General features: G+C 60.4%; 19 protein-coding genes. 9 read left to right on the forward strand and 10 right to left on the reverse strand.

What is annotated here, in order from left to right; translation table 11 throughout:
* Positions 1-13: 13 nt before the first annotated feature.
* The 3 genes from prpC to ACEN8Z_RS22955 all read right to left on the reverse strand — a co-directional run bounded on the left by prpC (position 14) and on the right by ACEN8Z_RS22955 (position 2,916).
* A complete protein-coding gene (prpC, locus tag ACEN8Z_RS22945) occupies positions 14-1,141 on the reverse strand; it encodes a bifunctional 2-methylcitrate synthase/citrate synthase (RefSeq protein ID WP_495595781.1) in 1,128 nt (375 codons plus the stop codon).
* Between the two features lie 168 nt (positions 1,142-1,309).
* Positions 1,310-2,200: a methylisocitrate lyase gene (prpB, locus tag ACEN8Z_RS22950; protein ID WP_007988902.1), complete on the reverse strand. Its 891-nt coding sequence runs from the start codon at positions 2,198-2,200 to the stop codon at positions 1,310-1,312.
* The gene (locus tag ACEN8Z_RS22955) at positions 2,197-2,916 is read right to left on the reverse strand and encodes a GntR family transcriptional regulator (protein ID WP_007993019.1); all 720 of its coding nucleotides are present in this window, start codon (positions 2,914-2,916) and stop codon (positions 2,197-2,199) included. Before ACEN8Z_RS22955 ends, prpB begins: the two co-directional genes overlap by 4 nt.
* Before the next feature lie 297 nt (positions 2,917-3,213).
* On the opposite strand from ACEN8Z_RS22955, the gene rloA reads away from it, so the two are divergent.
* From rloA to pabB, 4 genes are all read left to right on the forward strand, one after another.
* Positions 3,214-3,750: a retropepsin-like aspartic peptidase RloA gene (rloA, locus tag ACEN8Z_RS22960; RefSeq protein ID WP_046042906.1), complete on the forward strand. Its 537-nt coding sequence runs from the start codon at positions 3,214-3,216 to the stop codon at positions 3,748-3,750.
* A 5-nt stretch (positions 3,751-3,755) separates the two neighbouring features.
* On the forward strand, positions 3,756-5,291 hold the full coding sequence (gene rloB, locus ACEN8Z_RS22965) for an osmotic stress tolerance membrane protein RloB (RefSeq protein ID WP_495595782.1): 1,536 nt from the start codon (positions 3,756-3,758) through the stop codon (positions 5,289-5,291).
* On the forward strand, positions 5,291-6,277 hold the full coding sequence (locus ACEN8Z_RS22970) for an alpha-L-glutamate ligase-like protein (protein ID WP_495595783.1): 987 nt from the start codon (positions 5,291-5,293) through the stop codon (positions 6,275-6,277). Before rloB ends, ACEN8Z_RS22970 begins: the two co-directional genes overlap by 1 nt.
* Before the next feature lie 212 nt (positions 6,278-6,489).
* Positions 6,490-7,833, forward strand: coding sequence for an aminodeoxychorismate synthase component I (pabB, locus tag ACEN8Z_RS22975; protein ID WP_495595784.1), 1,344 nt, complete (start codon positions 6,490-6,492; stop codon positions 7,831-7,833).
* 99 nt (positions 7,834-7,932) lie between these two features.
* On the opposite strand, the gene thrH is transcribed toward pabB, so the two are convergent.
* Positions 7,933-8,550, reverse strand: a complete 618-nt coding sequence (gene thrH / locus ACEN8Z_RS22980) for a bifunctional phosphoserine phosphatase/homoserine phosphotransferase ThrH (protein ID WP_253561814.1) — start codon at positions 8,548-8,550, stop codon at positions 7,933-7,935.
* A 172-nt stretch (positions 8,551-8,722) separates the two neighbouring features.
* Here thrH and ACEN8Z_RS22985 point away from each other — a divergent pair, with 172 nt between their 5' ends.
* The 3 genes from ACEN8Z_RS22985 (at position 8,723) to ACEN8Z_RS22995 (ending at position 12,356) form a co-directional block, all read left to right on the forward strand.
* The gene (locus tag ACEN8Z_RS22985) at positions 8,723-9,463 is read left to right on the forward strand and encodes a phosphoadenylyl-sulfate reductase (protein ID WP_007971943.1); all 741 of its coding nucleotides are present in this window, start codon (positions 8,723-8,725) and stop codon (positions 9,461-9,463) included.
* A 566-nt stretch (positions 9,464-10,029) separates the two neighbouring features.
* Complete coding sequence (locus ACEN8Z_RS22990) at positions 10,030-11,571, forward strand: NCS1 family nucleobase:cation symporter-1 (RefSeq protein ID WP_495595785.1); 1,542 nt, start codon at positions 10,030-10,032, stop codon at positions 11,569-11,571.
* A gap of 56 nt (positions 11,572-11,627) precedes the next feature.
* The gene (locus ACEN8Z_RS22995; RefSeq protein WP_007988885.1) at positions 11,628-12,356 is read left to right on the forward strand and encodes an aspartate/glutamate racemase family protein; all 729 of its coding nucleotides are present in this window, start codon (positions 11,628-11,630) and stop codon (positions 12,354-12,356) included.
* 115 nt (positions 12,357-12,471) lie between these two features.
* Here the strand turns inward: ACEN8Z_RS22995 and ACEN8Z_RS23000 are convergent, their stop codons facing one another.
* The gene (locus ACEN8Z_RS23000) at positions 12,472-13,395 is read right to left on the reverse strand and encodes a LysR family transcriptional regulator (protein ID WP_495595786.1); all 924 of its coding nucleotides are present in this window, start codon (positions 13,393-13,395) and stop codon (positions 12,472-12,474) included.
* A 124-nt stretch (positions 13,396-13,519) separates the two neighbouring features.
* Between ACEN8Z_RS23000 and ACEN8Z_RS23005 the strand changes: the two genes are divergently transcribed.
* Positions 13,520-14,266 (forward strand): 3-oxoacyl-ACP reductase family protein, encoded by a 747-nt coding sequence (locus ACEN8Z_RS23005; RefSeq protein ID WP_033051845.1) that lies wholly within the window; start codon positions 13,520-13,522, stop codon positions 14,264-14,266.
* A gap of 120 nt (positions 14,267-14,386) precedes the next feature.
* Here ACEN8Z_RS23005 and ACEN8Z_RS23010 read toward each other — a convergent pair whose 3' ends face one another.
* Positions 14,387-15,082, reverse strand: coding sequence for an HAD-IA family hydrolase (locus ACEN8Z_RS23010; protein ID WP_495595787.1), 696 nt, complete (start codon positions 15,080-15,082; stop codon positions 14,387-14,389).
* 248 nt (positions 15,083-15,330) lie between these two features.
* On the opposite strand from ACEN8Z_RS23010, the gene ACEN8Z_RS23015 reads away from it, so the two are divergent.
* A complete protein-coding gene (locus tag ACEN8Z_RS23015; RefSeq protein WP_495595788.1) occupies positions 15,331-18,687 on the forward strand; it encodes an RHS repeat-associated core domain-containing protein in 3,357 nt (1,118 codons plus the stop codon).
* A 30-nt stretch (positions 18,688-18,717) separates the two neighbouring features.
* Here the strand turns inward: ACEN8Z_RS23015 and ACEN8Z_RS23020 are convergent, their stop codons facing one another.
* The 4 genes from ACEN8Z_RS23020 to ACEN8Z_RS23035 form a co-directional block, all read right to left on the reverse strand.
* Complete coding sequence (locus ACEN8Z_RS23020; RefSeq protein ID WP_007993040.1) at positions 18,718-18,900, reverse strand: hypothetical protein; 183 nt, start codon at positions 18,898-18,900, stop codon at positions 18,718-18,720.
* A 16-nt stretch (positions 18,901-18,916) separates the two neighbouring features.
* Positions 18,917-19,330 carry a hypothetical protein gene (locus ACEN8Z_RS23025; protein WP_495598181.1) on the reverse strand — a complete coding sequence of 138 codons (414 nt, stop codon included), beginning with the start codon at positions 19,328-19,330 and terminating at the stop codon, positions 18,917-18,919.
* A 167-nt stretch (positions 19,331-19,497) separates the two neighbouring features.
* Positions 19,498-19,866 (reverse strand): hypothetical protein, encoded by a 369-nt coding sequence (locus tag ACEN8Z_RS23030; protein ID WP_007988063.1) that lies wholly within the window; start codon positions 19,864-19,866, stop codon positions 19,498-19,500.
* Positions 19,867-20,177: 311 nt separating this feature from the next.
* Positions 20,178-20,366 carry a hypothetical protein gene (locus ACEN8Z_RS23035; RefSeq protein ID WP_032829518.1) on the reverse strand — a complete coding sequence of 63 codons (189 nt, stop codon included), beginning with the start codon at positions 20,364-20,366 and terminating at the stop codon, positions 20,178-20,180.
* Positions 20,367-20,368 lie beyond the last annotated feature (2 nt).

Consider the following 20,368-nt stretch of genomic DNA (forward strand, 5'->3'; position numbering starts at 1 on the left):
CGACCTCCACCATTCAGCGTTGTTCGATTGGTACGAACTTGCGCTGTTCAACGCCGGTGTATTCGGCGCTTGGACGGATGATGCGGTTGTTGGCGCGTTGTTCGTACACGTGTGCGGCCCAGCCGGTCAGGCGCGAGCAGACGAAAATCGGTGTGAACAACTTGGTCGGGATGCCCATGAAGTGGTACGCCGAGGCATGGTAGAAGTCGGCGTTCGGGAACAGTTTCTTCTGCTCCCACATGGTCTTGTCGATGGCCTCGGACACCGGGAACAACACCTTGTCGCCCACTTCGTCAGCGAGTTTTTTCGACCAGCCCTTGATCACCTCGTTGCGCGGATCGTTGTCCTTATAGATCGCGTGGCCGAAGCCCATGATCTTGTCCTTGCGCTCGAGCATGCCGAGGGTGCCTTTGATCGCCTCTTCCGGCGACGAGAAACGCTCGATCATTTCCATCGCCGCTTCGTTGGCACCGCCGTGCAGCGGGCCGCGCAGCGAGCCGATGGCCGCGGTGATGCACGAATACAGGTCGGACAGGGTCGACGCGCACACACGTGCGGTGAAGGTCGACGCGTTGAACTCGTGCTCCGCGTAGAGGATCAGCGAAACGTTCATCACCTTGACGTGCAGCTCGCTTGGTTTCTTGCCGTGCAACAGGTGCAGGAAGTGGCCGCCGATGGACTGCTCGTCGCTCACGCAGTCGATGCGCTTGCCTTCGTGGCTGAAGCGATACCAGTAAGTCATGATCGCCGGGAACGCGGCCAGCAGGCGGTCGGTCTTGTCATGCTGCTCGGAGAAGTTGCTCTCTGGCTCGAGGTTGCCCAGGAACGAACAGCCAGTGCGCATCACGTCCATCGGGTGGGCGTCGGCAGGGATGCGCTCCAGCACTTCTTTGAGCGCTTGCGGCAGGTCACGCAGCTTGCTCAGCTTGCTGATGTAGGCGTTCAGTTGCGCTTTGTTCGGCAGCTCGCCGTACAACAGCAGGTAAGCGACTTCTTCAAACTGCGCGTCAGCCGCCAGTTCACGAACGTCGTAACCACGATAGGTCAGACCGGCACCCGACTGGCCCACGGTGGACAGTGCGGTTTGCCCGGCAACCTGGCCACGGAGCCCGGCGCCACTGAGTACTTTTGCTTCGGCCATTGCTGTCTCCAATCTTGAATTTGTTAGGGAATCGGCAAATTTATTGATCGGGATTCACCCCGACCTCTGTAGGAGCGAGCTTGCTCGCGATGGTGGACCGTACACCGCGGGGTACCAATTTTCCCGCGTCATCGTTAGCGACCATCGCGAGCGAGCTCGCTCCTACAATTATTTCTTTGACGCAAACAACGCATCGAGCTTCTGCTCGAAGGTGTGGTAGTCGATGCGATCGTAAAGCTCCATGCGCGTCTGCATGGTGTCGATGACGTTCTGTTGCGTGCCATCGCGACGGATTGCGGTGTAAACGTTTTCTGCAGCCTTGTTCATGGCACGGAACGCCGACAGCGGGTACAGCACCAGCGATACATCGGCAGCTGCCAGTTGTTCGGTGGTGTACAGCGGTGTTGCGCCGAACTCGGTGATGTTGGCCAGGATCGGCGCTTTCACACGGCTGGCGAACAGCTTGTACATTTCCAGCTCAGTGATGGCTTCCGGGAACACCATGTCGGCGCCGGCCTCGATGCACGCCGCGGCGCGATCCAGGGCTGACTCCAGCCCCTCCACCGCCAGGGCGTCGGTACGGGCCATGATCACAAAGCTGTCATCGGTACGCGCATCGACGGCTGCCTTGATGCGGTCGACCATTTCCTGCTGGGTCACGATTTCTTTATTAGGACGGTGGCCGCAACGCTTGGCGCCGACCTGGTCTTCGATGTGAATCGCCGCCGCGCCGAACTTGATCATCGACTTGACGGTGCGAGCAACGTTGAACGCCGAGGAACCGAAACCGGTGTCCACGTCCACCAGCAGCGGCAGGTCGCAAACATCGGTGATACGGCGCACGTCGGTCAGCACGTCATCCAGGCCGGTGATGCCCAGGTCAGGCACGCCAAGGGAGCCGGCAGCCACCCCGCCACCCGACAGGTAGATCGCCTTGAAACCGGCGCGCTTGGCCAGCAGCGCGTGGTTGGCGTTGATCGCGCCGACCACTTGCAGTGGATGTTCGCTGGCGACCGCATCGCGGAAACGCTGGCCTGGAGTGCTCTTGTTCAAACTCATGACTCACCTCGTTTGGCTGTCGGGTTGACGCCGTCCTGGTAGTGACGGGCGATATTGCGTTTGGAGGCGCCGATGTGACGGCGCATCAACAACTCGGCCAGCTCACCGTCACGGTCGGCGATGGCATCGAGAATGCGGTGGTGCTCGGCGAAAGCCTGATGTGGGCGATTGGGCGTGGTGGAAAACTGGATGCGGTACATGCGCACCAGTTGATAAAGCTCGCCGCAGAGCATTTGGGTCAGCGTGCGGTTGCCGCTGCCCTGGATGATTCGATAGTGGAAGTCAAAATCGCCTTCCTGTTGGTAGTAGCCTCTACCTGCCTGAAACGCCTCATCGCGCTCGTGGGTTTCCAGCACCCGACGCAGCTCGTCGATTTCTTCGACGCTCATGCGCTCGGCGGCCAGGCGACAGGCCATGCCTTCCAGGGATTCGCGGATTTCGTATAGCTCCAGCAGCTCGGCGTGATTGAGCGACACCACCCGCGCGCCGACATGCGGTACGCGAACCAGCAGGCGCTGGCCCTCCAGACGGTGGATAGCCTCACGCAACGGACCACGGCTGATGCCGTAGGTGCGCGCCAGTTCCGGCTCGGAGATTTTGCTGCCCGGCGCGATCTCGCCTTTGACGATAGCCGCCTGAATGCGTCGGAAGACGTTCTCGGAAAGTGTCTCCGTATCGTCTTGCGTAGAAACCGGGGGATCGAGTTGATCCAGCATATTGTCGACACCTTGTGAGCCAGTGCCGCAAAAACTAGCGAATACTGGCGCCACAGTCAAAGCATAAATCGATATTGTCGACAATCTTCTGATAACCGGCTGCACCATAACGAAGCAACCCGTCTATTTATAGCCACCGGCCAGCGCTGGCGCCATCAAACCACCGTGCTAGAATGCCGCCCGCATTTGTTTGTCACATCTGCACTGTCTGTCATAAAACCCTGATAGGCATACGAGGGAGCTTGCGCAGCGATGCCAGGGCCTTGAATCAAGTCGGACCGCTGCGCATCAGGATTTATGAGACTCAAGCCCTTCCCCACCTTCCTTTATTTCCTTTGCCTGCCCGGTTTCGCAATGGCCGGGGAAAAGACCGTGTATGGCCTTAATGAGTACGCATCGCTCAATGGCATCGATCTGGAAGTGGCGGCCAAACTCGACACCGGGGCGAAAACCGCGTCCCTGAGTGCACGGGATATCAAACGCTTCAAGCGCAACGGCGAGTCGTGGGTGCGTTTTTATCTGGCCATCGACGCCGCCCATTCGCACCCGATCGAACGCCCGCTGGCCCGTGTCAGCAAGATCAAGCGCCGGGCCGGCGACTACGACCCGGAGGAAGGCAAGAAGTACACCGCCCGCCCGGTGATCGAACTGGACATCTGCATGGGCTCGGCCCTGCGCAGCATCGAAGTGAACCTGACCGACCGCAGCGCTTTCCAATACCCGCTACTGATTGGCTCCGAAGCGCTCAAACGTTTCGATGCACTGGTCGACCCCAGCCTTAAATATGCTGCCGGCAAACCCGCCTGCACCACCGACGCTCATACCGCCGAGTAATTTCAATGCGCTCTCTTACCCTTCATCTGAAACTGCTGATCGCCATCCTGGTGGTGCTGGGCATTTCAGTTACGGCCTATCAGATCTTCGTCCTGGGCATCCCGGTGACCGAAGACGCCACTGACGACCTGTGGAATATCGACGCCAAGGTCGAGTTCGTCGCCAGTGCCAAGGACCCGGTCAAGATCCAGATGTTCGTGCCACCGCTGAGCCGCGACTTCGTCAGCCTCAACGAGAGCTTCATTTCCAATAACTACGGCGTGGCCGTGAACCGGGTCGACGGCAACCGCAAGGTCACCTGGTCGGCACGCCGGGCCAAAGGCAATCAGACGCTGTATTACCGCCTAGTGCTGACCAAGCGTTATTCCGGTGAGAAAGCCAAGATCAAAGGCCCGACCTTTCGCGACAGCATGACCATCGAAGGGCCGGAAAAAATCGCCGCCGAAGCCCTGCTCGCACCGATCCGCCAGCACTCGGCCGACGTCGAAACCTTCGTCGGCGAAGCCATCAAGCGGGTCAACAACCTCAACGATGACAACGTGAAACTGCTGCTGGCCGGTGATCCGTCCACGGCGCACAAGGCGAAAATCGTCGAGTTGTTGCTGTCCATCGCCCACGTCCCGATCGAAAAAGTCCACACCATCCGCCTGGTGGCCGACCAACCGCAAATACCGGAACTGTGGCTGCGCAGCTTCAACGGCACCGACTGGCTGTACTTCAACCCGGAAACCGGTGAACAGGGCCTACCGACCGACCGCCTGCTGTGGTGGACCGGCGACGAAAACCTGATCACCGTCGATGGCGGCAAGAAAGCCAACGTGACCTTCAGCCTGAACAACAGCGAAATGAACGCCATTCGCCTGGCCAAGCTGACCGACGAAAACACCGACGCCAACTTCCTCGAGTACTCGCTGTACGGCCTGCCGCTGGAAACCCAGCAGACCTTCATGATCATGGTGATGATCCCGATCGGCGTACTGGTGATCCTGATCCTGCGCAACCTGATCGGCATCCAGACACTGGGCACCTTCACCCCGGTGCTGATCGCCCTGGCCTTCCGCGAAACCCAACTCGGCTTCGGTATCGCGCTGTTTACCATCATCACGGCGCTGGGCCTGTCGCTGCGCTCCTACCTCGAACACCTGAAACTGCAAATGCTGCCGAGATTGTCGGTGGTGCTGACGTTCGTGGTGATGTTGATTGCGGCGATCAGCCTGTTCAGCCATAAACTCGGCCTTGAGCGTGGCTTGTCGGTGGCGCTGTTCCCGATGGTGATCCTGACCATGACCATCGAACGCCTGTCGATCACCTGGGAAGAGCGCGGCGGCGGCCATGCCATGAAAGTGGCCATCGGCACGCTGTTCGCCGCGTCCCTGGCGCACCTGATCATGACCGTGCCGGAACTGGTGTACTTCGTGTTCACCTTCCCGGCGATCCTGCTGATCCTGGTGGCCTTCATGCTGGCCATGGGTCGTTATCGCGGTTATCGCCTGACCGAACTGGTGCGTTTCAAGGCCTTCCTGAAAGAGGCTGACGCCTGATGTTCGGCTTCTGGAAGACCTGGAAGGCCCTGGAAGCCCGGGGCATCATGGGGATCAACCGGCGCAACGCAGACTACGTGCTCAAGTACAACAAGCGCAGCCTGTATCCGATCGTCGATGACAAGATCATCACCAAGGAGCGCGCCATCGCTGCCGGCATCCATGTGCCCGAGCTGTATGGCGTGATCTCCACCGAAAAGGAAATCGATAATCTCGAGGAGATCATCGGCGGACGTAGTGACTTCGTGATCAAACCGGCCCAGGGCGCGGGCGGAGATGGCATCCTGGTGATCGCCGACCGCTTTGAAGGCCGATATCGCTCGGTGTCCGGCCGGATCATCAGCCATGAAGAAATCGAGCATCAGATTTCCAGCATCCTGACCGGCCTGTACTCCCTGGGAGGTCACCGCGACCGGGCGCTGATCGAATACCGCGTGATTCCGGACCAGATCTTCAAGAGCATCAGTTATGAAGGCGTGCCGGATATTCGCATCATTGTCTTGATGGGTTACCCGGTGATGGCCATGTTGCGTCTGCCGACGCGTCAGTCCAACGGCAAGGCCAACCTGCACCAGGGCGCCATCGGCGTCGGCGTGGACCTGGCCACCGGCCTGACCCTGCGCGGCACCTGGCTGAACAACATCATCAACAAACACCCGGACACCACCAATGCTGTAGACGGCGTGCAACTGCCCTACTGGGACGGTTTCATGAAACTCGCCGCTGGCTGTCATGAGTTGTGCGGGCTGGGCTACATCGGTGTCGACATGGTCCTGGACCAGGAAAAAGGCCCGCTGATTCTTGAGCTCAACGCCCGACCGGGGCTGAACATCCAGATTGCCAATGACTGCGGGCTGACGTTGCGTACTCATGCAGTGGAAGCACGACTGGCAGACCTGAAGGCCCGTGGCGTGACCGAAACGGTCGAAGAGCGCGTGGCGTTTGTACAGGAGATGTTTGGGCATATTCCCGCGGTCGAGGGTTGATCCGAAACCGAGTTGCGCCTATCGCGAGCAAGCTCGCTCCCACAAGGACGGCGCCCCCCCTGTGGGAGCGAGCTTGCTCGCGATAGCGGTTTCACAGTCACCGCCCCCTCAATCCCACCCCCAATCTGCCAATCCCCGACATCCCCTCTAGGAGCAATTCTCCGAGGGGACTACAATCGCCACCCCGCCTCGATGGCTGACTTCCCCCGCCCATGTTGACCTGCTCCGTACACCCGCTGCCCTATCGCGCCAACCCCGCCGAGTACTTCGCGGCGATTCGCCATGCCCCCGGTGCCGTGCTGCTCGACAGTGGCCGCCCCAGCGCCGACCGCGGTCGCTATGACCTGCTCAGCGCCTGGCCATTGGAGCAACTGACGGTATCGCCCGACGAAAGTGGCGACGCTTTCCTGCAACGCCTGCGCGATAACCTGACACGCCTGGGCGAAGCCACTCTGCCGGCACCTTATGAATTGCCGTTTGCCGGTGGATTGATCGGCTACCTGAGTTACGACTTCGGCCGACATCTGGAGCGCCTGCCGAGCCAGGCTCGGGACGACCTGCAACTGCCTGACGCGCGTTTCGGCTTGTACGGCTGGGCATTGATCAGCGATCACCATTCGTTGACCAGTCAATTGGTGTTCCACCCGACTCTGCCGGACAGCGAGCGTCAGCGCCTGACCGACCTGTTCAGCCAGCCCGCAGCGGAAGTGGGCGCGCCCTTCAAACTGCTCACACCGATGACTGCCGACTTGAGCGCTGACCAGTATCAACAGGCAATCGAGCGCATCCAGCAATACATACAGGCCGGTGACTGTTATCAGGTCAACTTCGCCCAGCGTTTTCGTGCGCCCTGCCAGGGTGATCCGTGGACCGCTTACTGCGCGCTGCGCGCTGCGTGCCCGACGCCTTTTTCCGGTTTCCAGAGCTTGCCTGACGGCGATGCCGTACTCAGCCTGTCGCCGGAACGCTTCGTCAAAGTCAGCCAGCGCCATGTGGAAACCCGCCCGATCAAGGGCACTCGACCCCGGGGCCTGACGCCTGAGCAAGACGCGGCGAACGCCGCCGAACTGCTGGCCAGCCCCAAGGACCGCGCAGAAAACCTGATGATCGTCGATCTGCTGCGCAATGACCTCGGTCGCACCTGTCGCACCGGCTCGGTACGGGTGCCGGAGTTGTTCAGCCTGGAAAGCTATCCGAACGTGCATCACCTGGTGAGCAGCGTCACCGGTGAACTGGCGGATGAGCGCGATGCCCTGGACCTGATTGCCGGCAGCTTTCCCGGCGGCTCGATTACCGGTGCGCCAAAGATTCGCGCCATGCAGATCATCGATGAGCTGGAACCGACCCGACGCGGACTGTATTGCGGTTCATTGGTCTACCTGGACGTGCGCGGCGAGATGGACAGCTCCATCGCCATCCGTAGTTTGCTGGTCAAGGACGGGCAGGTGTGTTGCTGGGGCGGTGGCGGGATTGTCGCGGACTCGGAGTGGCAGGCCGAATATCAGGAATCGATCACCAAGGTGAAGGTGCTGCTCGATACCCTGCAGAATCTTTAAAAACATCGTCGGATCGCCGCCCGGAGCCGGCTCGCTCCTACAGGTTCACCGCAATACCTGTGGGAGCGGGCTTGCCCGCGAAGGCGTCAGACCAGGCGACTACAGACTCAACGTCCGGTTCGAAGCCTTGATGAACTCCTGCTTCAACGCTTCAAACGTGTGCACCGCCGGGAACTGCGGGAACTCGGCGATCACGTTATCCGGCGCATGGAACAGAATCCCGGCATCGGCCTCGCCCAGCATCGTGGTGTCGTTGTAGGAATCCCCCGCCGCGATCACCCGGTAGTAGAGGCTCTTGAAGGCCAGGACTGACTGACGCTTGGGATCTTTCTGACGCAACTGGTAGCCAGTGACTCTCCCGCTGTCGTCAGTAATCAGACGATGGCAGAGCAAGGTCGGGAAGCCCAGTTGACGCATCAGCGGCTGGGAGAACTCATAGAAAGTGTCCGACAGAATCACCACCTGGAAGCGCTCACGCAGCCAGTCGACGAATTCGATGGCGCCGTCCAGCGGCTTGAGCGTGGCGATCACTTCCTGAATGTCGGAGAGCTTCAGGCCGTGCTCGTCGAGAATCCGCAGGCGTTGCTTCATCAGCACGTCATAGTCGGGAATGTCCCGGGTGGTGGCCCTGAGGGATTCGATCCCGGTTTTTTCGGCGAAGGCGATCCAGATTTCCGGGACCAGCACACCTTCAAGATCCAGACAGGCAATTTCCACAAGACACTCCCATTTGTATTGATTATTGAGTCGAGCGAGCAAAAAGACTGCCGAACTCTAGCGACTCGGACCTGCCTGCGCAACGCAGAGGATGCCCCGGCCCGTGCAGCTTTTTGTTACCATCGACCCATATAGAGCGCCCAGCGCCACCGACCTGTAGGAAGCCGCCCTGATGAGCCCAACGTTCGACGTCGTGGAACTCGCCACGACCTATGCCAACAAATCCGCCCAGGACATCCTGAAACTCGCGTTTGCCGAGTTCGGCGATGACCTGTGGATATCTTTCAGCGGTGCCGAGGACGTGGTGCTGGTGGACATGGCCTGGAAGCTGAACAAAAACGTCAAGGTATTCAGCCTCGACACCGGCCGCCTGCACCCCGAGACCTATCGCTTCATCGATCAGGTGCGCGAGCACTACAAGATCGACATCGAACTGGTATCGCCGGACTACACGAAGCTCGAACCGTTCGTGAAGGAAAAAGGCCTGTTCAGCTTCTACAAGGACGGCCATGGCGAATGCTGCGGCATCCGCAAGATCGAACCGCTGCGCCGCAAGCTGTCCGGCGTGAAAGCCTGGGCCACCGGCCAGCGTCGGGACCAGAGCCCCGGCACCCGCAGCGCCGTTGCGGTGATGGAAATCGACACCGCGTTCTCCACCCCGGAACGCACCCTGTACAAATTCAACCCGCTGGCGCAAATGACCAGCGAAGAGATCTGGGGCTACATCCGCATGCTGGAACTGCCTTACAACAGCCTGCACGAACGGGGTTTCATCAGCATCGGCTGCGAGCCCTGCACCCGCCCGGTGCTGCCGAACCAGCATGAGCGCGAAGGCCGCTGGTGGTGGGAAGAAGCGACGCAGAAAGAATGCGGGTTGCATGCCGGGAATATCATCAGCAAATCCAAAGCGTAAACCCACTGTAGGAGCGAGCCTGCTCGCGATGAACCCGAGAACGCAGCCGGGTATCAGGCACCCCGCGTTATCGTTGACGACCATCGCGAGCAGGCTCGCTCCTACAGTGTTATCTGCAGCTTCAAAAAATGTGTACACACGAATGTCACCATCAGTGCCATTTATGTGTGCACTTTTTGTTTCTGCGCCCCCAAAAGTTACATTCCTCCGCCTCCCTAGCGCCGCCACTCCCTCCTGAATCCCCTCCTGAAAATAAATACCTGATCAAACAGTCAATTTATATTGATTATTTTTCAGTAACTTGGCGAAAAGCCATAACAAAACGAAATGAGCAGTGCCTTTCATAGAACTTCCGCCTGGCATGGATCTGGCTTAAGTGCATACATGTTTTGTATACAATCAACTCAAAACATACACACACTTTAGATCCGCAAGCCTGAAGCGCCCTATCCCGTACAGGCTGCAGATGCCCCGTAACCAATGATATTCGCCACCCGCGACGAAGATTTGTCGAGCCAACGCTCATGCACAGTCATCGCGGAGTCGAGCATCAGGAGCCTGCCGGAATGCGTACTAGTCTCTCCAATAACAACATCGCGCTGGATCTACCCTCCTCCCATTCCACTCACTCGATCGACAATCAGGCGCATCACGTCCCCGTGGTGCTCAGCCCCCGACTGCACAACAAGGACCTGGCGCCGACCAAGGCCGAAGGCCGGCGCTGGGGCCGCTACAGCATCTTTGCCCTGTGGACCAACGACGTTCACAACATTGCCAACTACTCGTTTGCCATCGGCCTGTATGCCCTGGGCCTGGGCGGCTGGCAGATCCTGTTGTCCCTGGGGATCGGTGCGGCGCTGGTGTATTGCTTCATGAACTTGTCCGGCTATATGGGCCAGAAAACCGGGGTTCCATTTCCGGTCATCAGCCGGATCAGTTTCGGCATCCACGGTGCGCAAATTCCTGCATTGATCCGCGCCGTTATCGCCATTGCCTGGTTCGGTATTCAGACGTACCTGGCCTCGGTGGTGTTTCGCGTGTTGTTGACGGCGGTCCATCCCGGGTTCGCCGACTACGACCACAACTCGATCCTCGGCCTGTCGACCCTGGGCTGGGTGTGTTTCGTGGCGATCTGGTTCGTGCAACTGGCGATCCTTGCCTATGGCATGGAGATGGTGCGGCGCTACGAGGCGTTTGCCGGCCCGGTGATTCTGCTGACCGTCGCCGCCCTCGCCGCGTGGATGTACACCCAGGCCGATGCGACCATCGCCTGGTCGATCCGTGAGCCGCTGACTGGCGGTGAGATGTGGCGCAACATCTTTGCCGGTGGCGCACTGTGGCTGGCGATCTACGGCACCTTGATCCTCAACTTCTGCGACTTCGCCCGTTCTTCGCCGTGCCGTAAAACCATCAAGGTCGGAAATTTCTGGGGCTTGCCGGTAAATATTCTGGTGTTCGCCAGCATCACCGTCCTGCTGTGCGGCGCGCAATTTCAGATCAATGGCCGGATCATCGAAAGCCCGACCGAAATCATCGCCTCGATCCCCAACACCTTCTTCCTGGTGCTTGGTTGCCTGGCGTTCCTGATCGTCACCGTGGCGGTGAATATCATGGCCAACTTCGTCGCCCCGGCGTTCGTGCTCAGCAACCTGGCGCCCAAGTACCTGACCTTCCGCCGCGCCGGGCTGATCAGCGCGACCATCGCCGTGCTGATCCTGCCGTGGAATCTCTACAACAGCCCGCTGGTGATCGTGTATTTCCTTTCCGGCCTCGGTGCCCTGCTCGGCCCGTTGTACGGGGTGATCATGGTCGACTACTGGCTGGTTCGAAAAGGCCAGGTCAACGTGCCGCAGTTGTACAGCGAAGACCCGAACGGCCCTTATTACTACAGCCGCGGGGTCAATTTGCGCGCCGTGGCGGCGTTCATTCCCGCCGCCCTGATCGCCATCGTCCTGGCCCTGGTGCCGGGGTTCCACAGCGTGTCGCCGTTCTCCTGGCTGATTGGTGCCGGCATCGCCGGGATGCTCTACCTGATCATCGCCAAGCGTCAACCGCACTACGCCGACGTCAGCGGTGAAGCCATCGCGGTCGAAAACGTCAGCCATTAACTCCATGGCGGCCCGGCAATGTCGGGCCGCAGAACCATCCGCAATAAGGACTCCCCATGCGTATTCTCGTGGTCAACGTCAACACCACCGAATCCATCACCCAGGCCATCGCCCGCTCGGCGCAGGCCGTGGCCTCACCCGGCACGGAAATCGTCGGCCTCACCCCGCACTTCGGCGCCGACTCCATCGAAGGCAATTTCGAAAGTTACCTGGCGGCCATCGCGGTCATGGACCGGGTGATGTCCTACGACCAGCCATTCGACGCGGTGATCCAGGCCGGCTACGGCGAGCACGGCCGTGAAGGCTTGCAGGAACTGCTCAATGTCCCGGTGGTGGACATCACCGATGCCGCCGCCAGCACGGCGATGTTTCTCGGTCACGCCTATTCCGTGGTTACCACCCTCGACCGCACCGTGCCGCTGATCGAAGATCGCCTCAAACTCTCCGGCCTGTGGGACCGTTGCGCCTCGGTACGGGCCAGTGGTTTGGCAGTGCTGGAACTGGAGCACGAACCGCAGCGCGCACTGGAGGCCATCGTGCATCAGGCCGAACTGGCAGTGACCCAGGACAAGGCCGAAGTGATTTGTCTGGGCTGCGGCGGCATGGCCGGGCTGGACGAGCAGATTCGCCGACGTACCGGGGTACCGGTGGTGGATGGGGTGACGGCGGCGGTGACCATTGCCGAGTCATTGGTGCGACTGGGGCTGTCGACCTCGAAGGTGCGGACCTATGCGACGCCGCGGCCGAAAAACATCATTGGCTGGCCGGGGCGGTTTGCCCGGTAGACCGCGGCGCGGCCATCGCGAGCAAGCTCGCTCCCACACTGGATCTGCGACGCTCACAAATCCCCTGTGGGAGCGAGCTTGCTCGCGATGGCCGCCCCTCGGTTTCAAGACGTGCTCAAAGAGCACTAAACCTCTGCCCCAACCCCCGCTCGGCAAACTGTTCAATGATGAAATCGACAAACGCCCGGGTCTTGCCGGGCAAAAGCTTGTGTTCGGCGTAATAGATGGAGGTGTAGCCGTCGTCGATGTACCAGTCCGGCAACACTCGCTGCAACCGGCCCGTTTCCAGATAGCCCACCGCAAACGGCATGCTCACCAGCGCAATGCCCAGGCCCTGCACTGCCGTGGCGCAGGCTGCCTCGGAGTCGCTCATGGTCATCCGGGCCTTGAGCGTCAACGGGCTATGGTGCTGATGGCGATGTGTCAATTGCCAGGAGCGCACACGACCGGTTTGCGGCGAGCGGATCAGAATCCCGTCATGGTGCTTGAGGTCATCTGGCTCGCTGATCGCCACATGTGTCTCCAGGTAGTCCTTCGCAGCCACCAACACCCGATGCGCCGGGCTCAACCTGCGTGCAACCACGCCCTGGGGCAGTTCGAAGCCGCCACCGATTGCCGCGTCGAACCCCTGCCCGATCAGATCGACCTGACGGTTATCGAAGTGCCAGTCCGGGTTGATCGCCGGGAATCGCCGCAGAAACTCGCCGAGCATCGGCACAATGTACAAGCAGCCGAATACCGTCCCCATGCTGACTTTCAAGGTGCCCGCCGGCTGCCCTCCGGCGCTGGCGAGATTGGCCACGGCATTCTGGATGGTGTGCAGGCTGCTGCTGACTTCGCCGAGAAACAACTGACCGGCTTCCGTCAGCGTCAGGCTGCGAGTGCTGCGCTGGAACAATCTGACACCCAGGCGCGCCTCGAGCTTGGCAACGCTCTTGCCCACCGCCGCCGGCGTCAGGCTCAAGCGCCGCGCCGCTTCAGCAAAGCTGCCGACCTCGGCACTGCGCACAAAGCATTCAATACTGCTGAAGGTTTCCATAGGAACCACTATAAACTTTTGGTTTACACAGACTATCGCAACCATGGTCTACACGGCAGGTAATCCAGAACTGATACTAGGCTCCATCAACCGGGACATCTCGCCTCGGGACTTGGAGATCGACATGACTACTCAGAACCTCAGCGGCAAAGTGGCATTGATTCAAGGTGGTTCCCGCGGCATCGGCGCAGCCATCGTCAAGCGCCTGGCTGCTGAAGGCGCAACCGTTGCCTTCACTTATGTCAGCTCGGCGGCCAAAGCTGAAGAACTGCAAGACAGCATCACCGCCAAGGGCGGCAAGGCCCTGGCCATCAAGGCCGACAGCGCCGACGCCGACGCGATTCGCGGTGCCGTGTCCGCCACGGTAGAGACCTTCGGTCGACTGGATATCCTGGTCAACAATGCTGGCGTACTGGCTGTCGCACCGCTGGCCGAGTTCAAACTCGAAGACTTCGACCAGACCCTGGCCATCAACGTGCGCAGCGTGTTCATCGCCACCCAGGCCGCCGCCAAACACATGACCGAAGGCGGTCGCATCATCAACATCGGCAGCACCAACGCCGATCGCATGCCTTTCGCCGGTGGCGGCCCGTACGCCATGAGCAAGTCGGCGCTGGTCGGCCTGACCAAGGGCCTGGCCCGTGATCTCGGCCCGCAAGGCATCACCATCAACAACGTGCAACCGGGTCCGGTCGACACCGACATGAACCCGGCCCACGGTGACTTTGCGGAAAGCCTGATTCCGTTGATGGCCGTGGGCCGTTACGGCAAGGCCGAAGAAATCGCCAGCTTCGTCGCCTACCTCGTCAGCCCTGAAGCGGGCTATATCACAGGGGCCAGCCTGACCATCGACGGTGGTTTCGGCGCCTGATGCGTTGAACGCAAAGCAAATGTGGGAGCGGGCTTGCTCGCGAAGGCGGTGTGTCAGGCAACATTGATGTCGTCTGATTCACCGTCTTCGCGAGCAAGCCCGCTCCCACACTTTCTTTCGTCAGGCCCACTCAAGCGCAGGCAAACCAAAAGCGCCCGGTTCGAACGCCTTTAACGTACGAAGAATGCCATCGGCGTGTACATACTTTGCGTCGGCCATTGCCGCATCCGGAATCGCAATCGCCGTCATCCCCGCCGCTTTCGCCGCGGTGACACCAAAGGGCGAATCCTCGAATACCAGGCAATCCTCGGGCGCGACGCCCAGACGCCGCGCCGCCGTCAGGAAAATATCCGGTGCCGGTTTGGCTGCGCCCACCTCGGGATCATCGGCAGTGACGATGAAGTCGAACAAGGCGAACCAGTCGCGATGCAAGGTGGTTTTCTGGCCGAACGACTGGCTCGAAGAACTGGTGCCGACGGCAATGGGAATGTTGTTGGCCTTCAGATGCCGTACCAACTCCTGTGCACCAGGCATCGCTTGCGCTGTAGGAAAACGCTCGCGCATCAGCGGCTCGCGGATCACCAGAAACTCTTGCGCCGTAATCGGCAAGTCCAGTGCTTGAACCACATAGCGCGCCAGATCGCCCGCGCCCCGGCCAATGATGTTCTGTTTGATGCTCCAGTCGAACGTCCGGCCGTAACGCGCGGCAATGATGGACGTGACTTCGGTGTAGATGCCCTCTGTATCCAGCAACAAGCCGTCCATATCGAAAATCACGGCCTTGATCGGGCCGAATGCTTTCAGTGGTGCATTCATCGCATCTGATCCGTTTTCCAAGGCATCCCGGGCAGCGCAGGTACGGCCGATGCCCGAATGGATTAAAGGGTTCAGCAGCATAGCGAGCGCCGCCGGCTTAGAGCAACGAGGAAATCCCGATCAACGCCAAATGGCCCTCCGTGATTTAGCGAATCGCCCTACAGTGAGCGCCACCTTTCCCGACTTCTTTCGTTACCGATCCCCCGCAGAGTTTCGCGTTCCACATTCCGCCAAGCGAAAGACTGCAGATGTTCGATCCCCAAAAGGTATTGGCATGCCCCGCGAGCGGCCCTCTGACACTTCGCTCCGGCAAGCATGAACACCACGACGACGCCTGCGAACAGGCGAAAAACCCCAACGGCGACAGCACCGACACCGTCGAGCGCACTGCCACCCACAACTGCTCGGTGTCGATGGTAACCGGCGAAGCACTGCTGACCCTTACCGACGGTACCCTCGACGGGATCTTGCCGTTCGACCTCATCCGCGTCTATCGCACCAGTGCCGTCGAGCTCGACAGCGGCCTCGGCCTTGGCTGGAGCCATTCGCTGTCCCAGCACCTGGAACTCCACGACGGGCGGGTGCTGTGGATAGACCCCGAAAACCGCCGCACGCCCTTTCCACGACCGACGGCAGAGCGCCCGATGATCCACAACAACCTGTCGCGGGCGGCGATTTACCTCGGCGAGGAGCCGGACGAACTGATCCTCGCCCTGGCCGGCGACCGCGCGCGGTTCCTCCACTTTCATGACAGCCGGCTCAGCGCGATCAGCGACGCCTACGGCAACCGCCTGACGGTGCAGCGGGACTGCTTTGACCGGATTCAGCGCCTGGACAATGGCGCCGACCGCGCCTTGTTGCTGCGTTACGACGTCAAGCACCTGGTGGCAATCGACTATCAGGTGTTTCATCGCAGTGATCCCGAGGCGTCCACCTGGCGCACCGAGCAGACACTGGCCAGCTACCGCTACGACGCCCGCCAGCGTTTGATCGAGGCAACCAACGCGGCGGGTGAAAGCGAGCGCTACGACTACGACGAGCAAAACGTCATTCTGCAACGGCAACTGGCCGGCGGCGCGAGTTTTTTCTGGGCGTGGGAACGCTCCGGCAAAGCCGCCCGCTGCATTCGTCACTGGGCCTCATTTGCGCAGATGGAGGCGCATTACGTCTGGGACGATCAAGGCTGCGTGACAGTGAATAACGCCGACGGTAGCGAAGAGGTTTACGTTCATGACGACCGCGCACGACTGGTGCGACAGGTTGGACTGGACGGCGGTGAGCAGCACAAGGCCTATGACGATAAGGGCCATCTGATCGCCGAGCAGGACGCCCTCGGCGCCGTCACCGAATACCATTATGACGAAGTCGGTCGGCTGATCGCGTTGCTTGCAACAGATGCGGCGCCCAGGTCCTGCGAGTATCGCCATGGTTTGCTGCACACCTGCACCCAGGGTCAGGCAACGCGGACCTTTCAGCGCAATGCCCAGGGAGACATCACTGCCATCACCGATCCAGACGGGCAAATCACCCGCTATATCTACGACCCGCAGGGGCGCCTGGTGACGATCCGCCTCCCCGACCAGAGCGGTCACCGGTTTGTCTGGAATGCCTTGGGGCTATTGCTGGAGGAGATCCTGCCGGACGGTGCTCAGCGCACTTTTTCCTACGATGCCTTGGGACGGCGGATTACCCGGCAGGACGAACACGGTGCCGTCACCGGCTATGAGTGGGACGCGGTGGGCCGACTGACCCGGACCACGCTGCCCACCGGCGCCCACCGCGCCTGGCGCTACAATGCGTACGGCCAGGTCACCGCCGAAACCGACGAACTGGGACGGGTGACCCGTTACGAATACGCCGACGACCTGCACTTGGTCAGCCGCCGGATCAACCCCGAAGGCAGCGCACTGAAATACCGCTACAACCATGCGCAATTGTTGCTCACCGAGATCGAAAACGAGGTCGGCGACACCTATCGGCTGGACTACACGCCGGGCGGATTGATCCGACAGGAAATCGACTTCGATGGCCGTCGTAGCGCGTATGCCTATGATGGCAATGGCCAGTTGCTGGAGAAAACCGAGTTCGGCGACGACGGTTCACAACTCGTCACGCAGTACCAACGCGACAGCGCTGGACGCTTATTGCTCAAGACCCTGCCCGACGGGGTCAAGGTCGAGTACCGCTACGACAGCCTCGGGCGGCTGATCAGCGTCGACGACGGCCAAGACCATCCGCTGGAGTTCGAATATGACCGCCAGGACCGGCTGATCACCGAGCATCAGGGCTGGAGCACCCTGCGCTACGGCTACGACACCTGCGGTCGGCTCAAGCGCCTGCGCCTGCCGGACGGCTGTGTGCTCGATTACCGCCATGCCCGGGGCGGCGCCCTGACTGCCATCGACCTCAACGGTACGCGTCTGACCAGTCATCGTTTTGTCGGCGGGCGCGAACAGCAACGCCAACAGGGCCTGCTGCTCAGCGATTATGCCTACGACGAGCAGGGCCGTTTGCAGGCCCATGCCGTCAGCCAAAAGCAACGACAGCTGTACCGCCGCGAGTACGCCTACAGCGCCAAGGGCAATCTCCTGCAGATTACCGACAGCCGTCACGGCGAACGCCACTATCAATACGATGCGCTCGACCGCCTGACCGGCGTACGCCACCCCCGCGACCAGTTCACGGAGAACTTCACCCACGACCCGGCCGGCAACCTGCTGATCCACGACCGCCCGGGCCCGTGCGTGCTCCAGGGTAACCACCTGCGCCGCCGCTACGAAAGCCACTATGACTACGATGCCTTCGGCAACCTGATCCGCGTACGCCGCGGTACGCCGCCCCAGGTCACCGAATACTCCTACGACAGCCAGCATCGCCTGATCGGCGTCCGCAGCCCGGACGGTAAAAGTGCCAGCTACCGCTACGACGCCTTCGGCCGACGCATCCGCAAAACCGTCGACGGCCAGACCACGCAATTCTTCTGGCAAGGCGACCAGCTCATCGCCGAAAGCGCTCCCCGGCACTACCGCAGTTACGTTTACGAACCCGGCTGTTTGCGCCCGCTGGTGCTGCTCGACGGCAAAGGTCGGGCAGACGCCTGCCCGTTCTACTTCCAACTCGACCACCTCGGCACCCCGCAGGAACTGACCAGCTACGGCGGGGCTATCGTCTGGTCGGCCAAGTACACCGCCCACGGCAAACTCCGCGAACTGAGCCACCGCGACGGCGAACGACTCGGACAGCCGCTACGGTTTCAGGGGCATTACTTCGACGTTGAGAGCGGCCTGCACTACAACCGGCATCGCTACTACCATCCGGACATCGGTCGTTATCTGACGCCGGATCCGGTCAAGTTGGCCGGAGGGTTGAATCCGTATCAGTACACCCAAAACCTGACGGAGTGGGTGGATCCGTTGGGGGCGAGCGGGAATTACCCGCACGCGAACCAGCCGGGATGCTCGGCGCCGTATGGGGAGGGAGGGGCAAGGATTGATGAGGGGGAGCCCAATGCACCCTCTCCAAAATCTCCAAACCAATACTCACATCGCGCAGACTCAGGCCATGACATACCGAGGACTGGGCGACGGGGGCGTTCGCTCAGGTAGACAACCGGTCAATCCGCCAGCACGATTCGATCAATCCTCGTCCTCTTCCTCATCTTCAAACTCGATATTCCCCACATCGCCCAAATCATCAGCATCGTTAAGCGGCACCGTCGCATCATCCATCAGCGATCCCGGATCTTCATTGCCGGGATCGTTGATAGGTGGCAGTCCGCTCGGGCCCTTTTCTTCCTTGCCTTCGCTTTTCGCAGTCATGGGATGCCTCGCTCAACTAGTGATGCTTTTTGTGGTGCTTGTTCGAGTGTTTATAACCGTTACCGGAATGGGAATGACCGCTGTCACTCCCCAGACTATTGCCGACCGCACCGCCGGCGGCACCGCCCAGGCCTGCACCGATAGCCGATCCGGTCGAACCGCCAAGACTGTTGCCGACCACCGATCCACCCGCCGCGCCCAAACCACCACCTACCGCCGCCTCGGTGCGACTGTGCTTGGGCGCGGCAATGGCACTACCGGCCGCTCCGCCGACACCTGCACCAATCGCTGCGCCCGTACTGCCTCCCACCTGACCACCGACTACGTTGCCCAGCACCCCACCAAGACCACCGCCTACCGCGGCATCTCCATTACCTCCCGCCAGCGCGACCTGAGAGACCAGCAATCCAAAAACAATCGCAGGCACCATCAATAGTCGAGCATTCAGGCTTCCGTTTTTTTTGCCGTTGGTTTTCGGGTTCATGGCACGCCTCGCATTCTTCCAGGGTATGGAAGATTTGAGCTGCTGCGGCGTGAAACGTTCATAAATGAAAAAACCCGGCATCAAGCCGGGCTTTTTTCAAATCTGAATCAGGATCAGTGACGCTTGTGACCATTGGCCAGGTTGCTGCCTACGCCGCCGCCCAATGCACCGCCCAGGCCTGCACCGATGGTGGCACCGGACTTGCCGCCAAGGCTATTGCCGATCACCGAACCACCGGCCGCGCCGACACCGCCACCGATAGCAGCGCTGGTGCGATGACCTTTTTTGGCGGCAACTGCGCTGCCCGCAGCGCCAGCCACGCCCGCGCCAATCGCTGCGCCAGTGCTGCCGCCCATTTTCTGGCCGACCACGTTACCCAACGCGCCGCCCAAGCCACCGCCCAGCGCGGCAGTGCCGTCACCAGCCATTGCACCTTGAGCAACCAGAAGCCCCAGAACCAGAGCAGGCAGTGTTAAACGCATGACAAAAACCTCAAAAATAGGGGTACACAAAAAGGGGGGCGAGATTGAATGCTTTTGCGCGGATAAAGTCCAGCACTCCGGTCCAACTTCGCGATTGGCGACGGTTGGACAGCATTTTTGAAAAAGGTTTTATGACGGACAAAAAAAAGCCCGCTGGGGAAACGGGCCAGGTGTTGCTTTCTAACGGATGAGTCGAGATTACGGAGGATTCTGTGAAAAGTTTGTGAAAGATCAGCGTCTTTAAAAAATTGTTATAAAACTTTTCAGACATGAAAAAACCCGCTCTATAACGGGGTCTGCCCAGCGTTCGGTTACTTCCTGACCGGCGCTGTCACCTTGGGTAAAAATTTGCCCTTCAGTACCCGGCACGCCCTGGTCTTGATCTTGTCGACCTCAGTCTGGTCCTCGCCGAAACTGGCCACATACTGGGTCTGACCACACCGCACGGAATTGTTGATCGGAAATTCTGCGCCATCGTCCTCGATATACGGATCAGCCATCT

The sequence above is a fragment of the Pseudomonas sp. Pseusp10 genome, assembly GCF_059492225.1.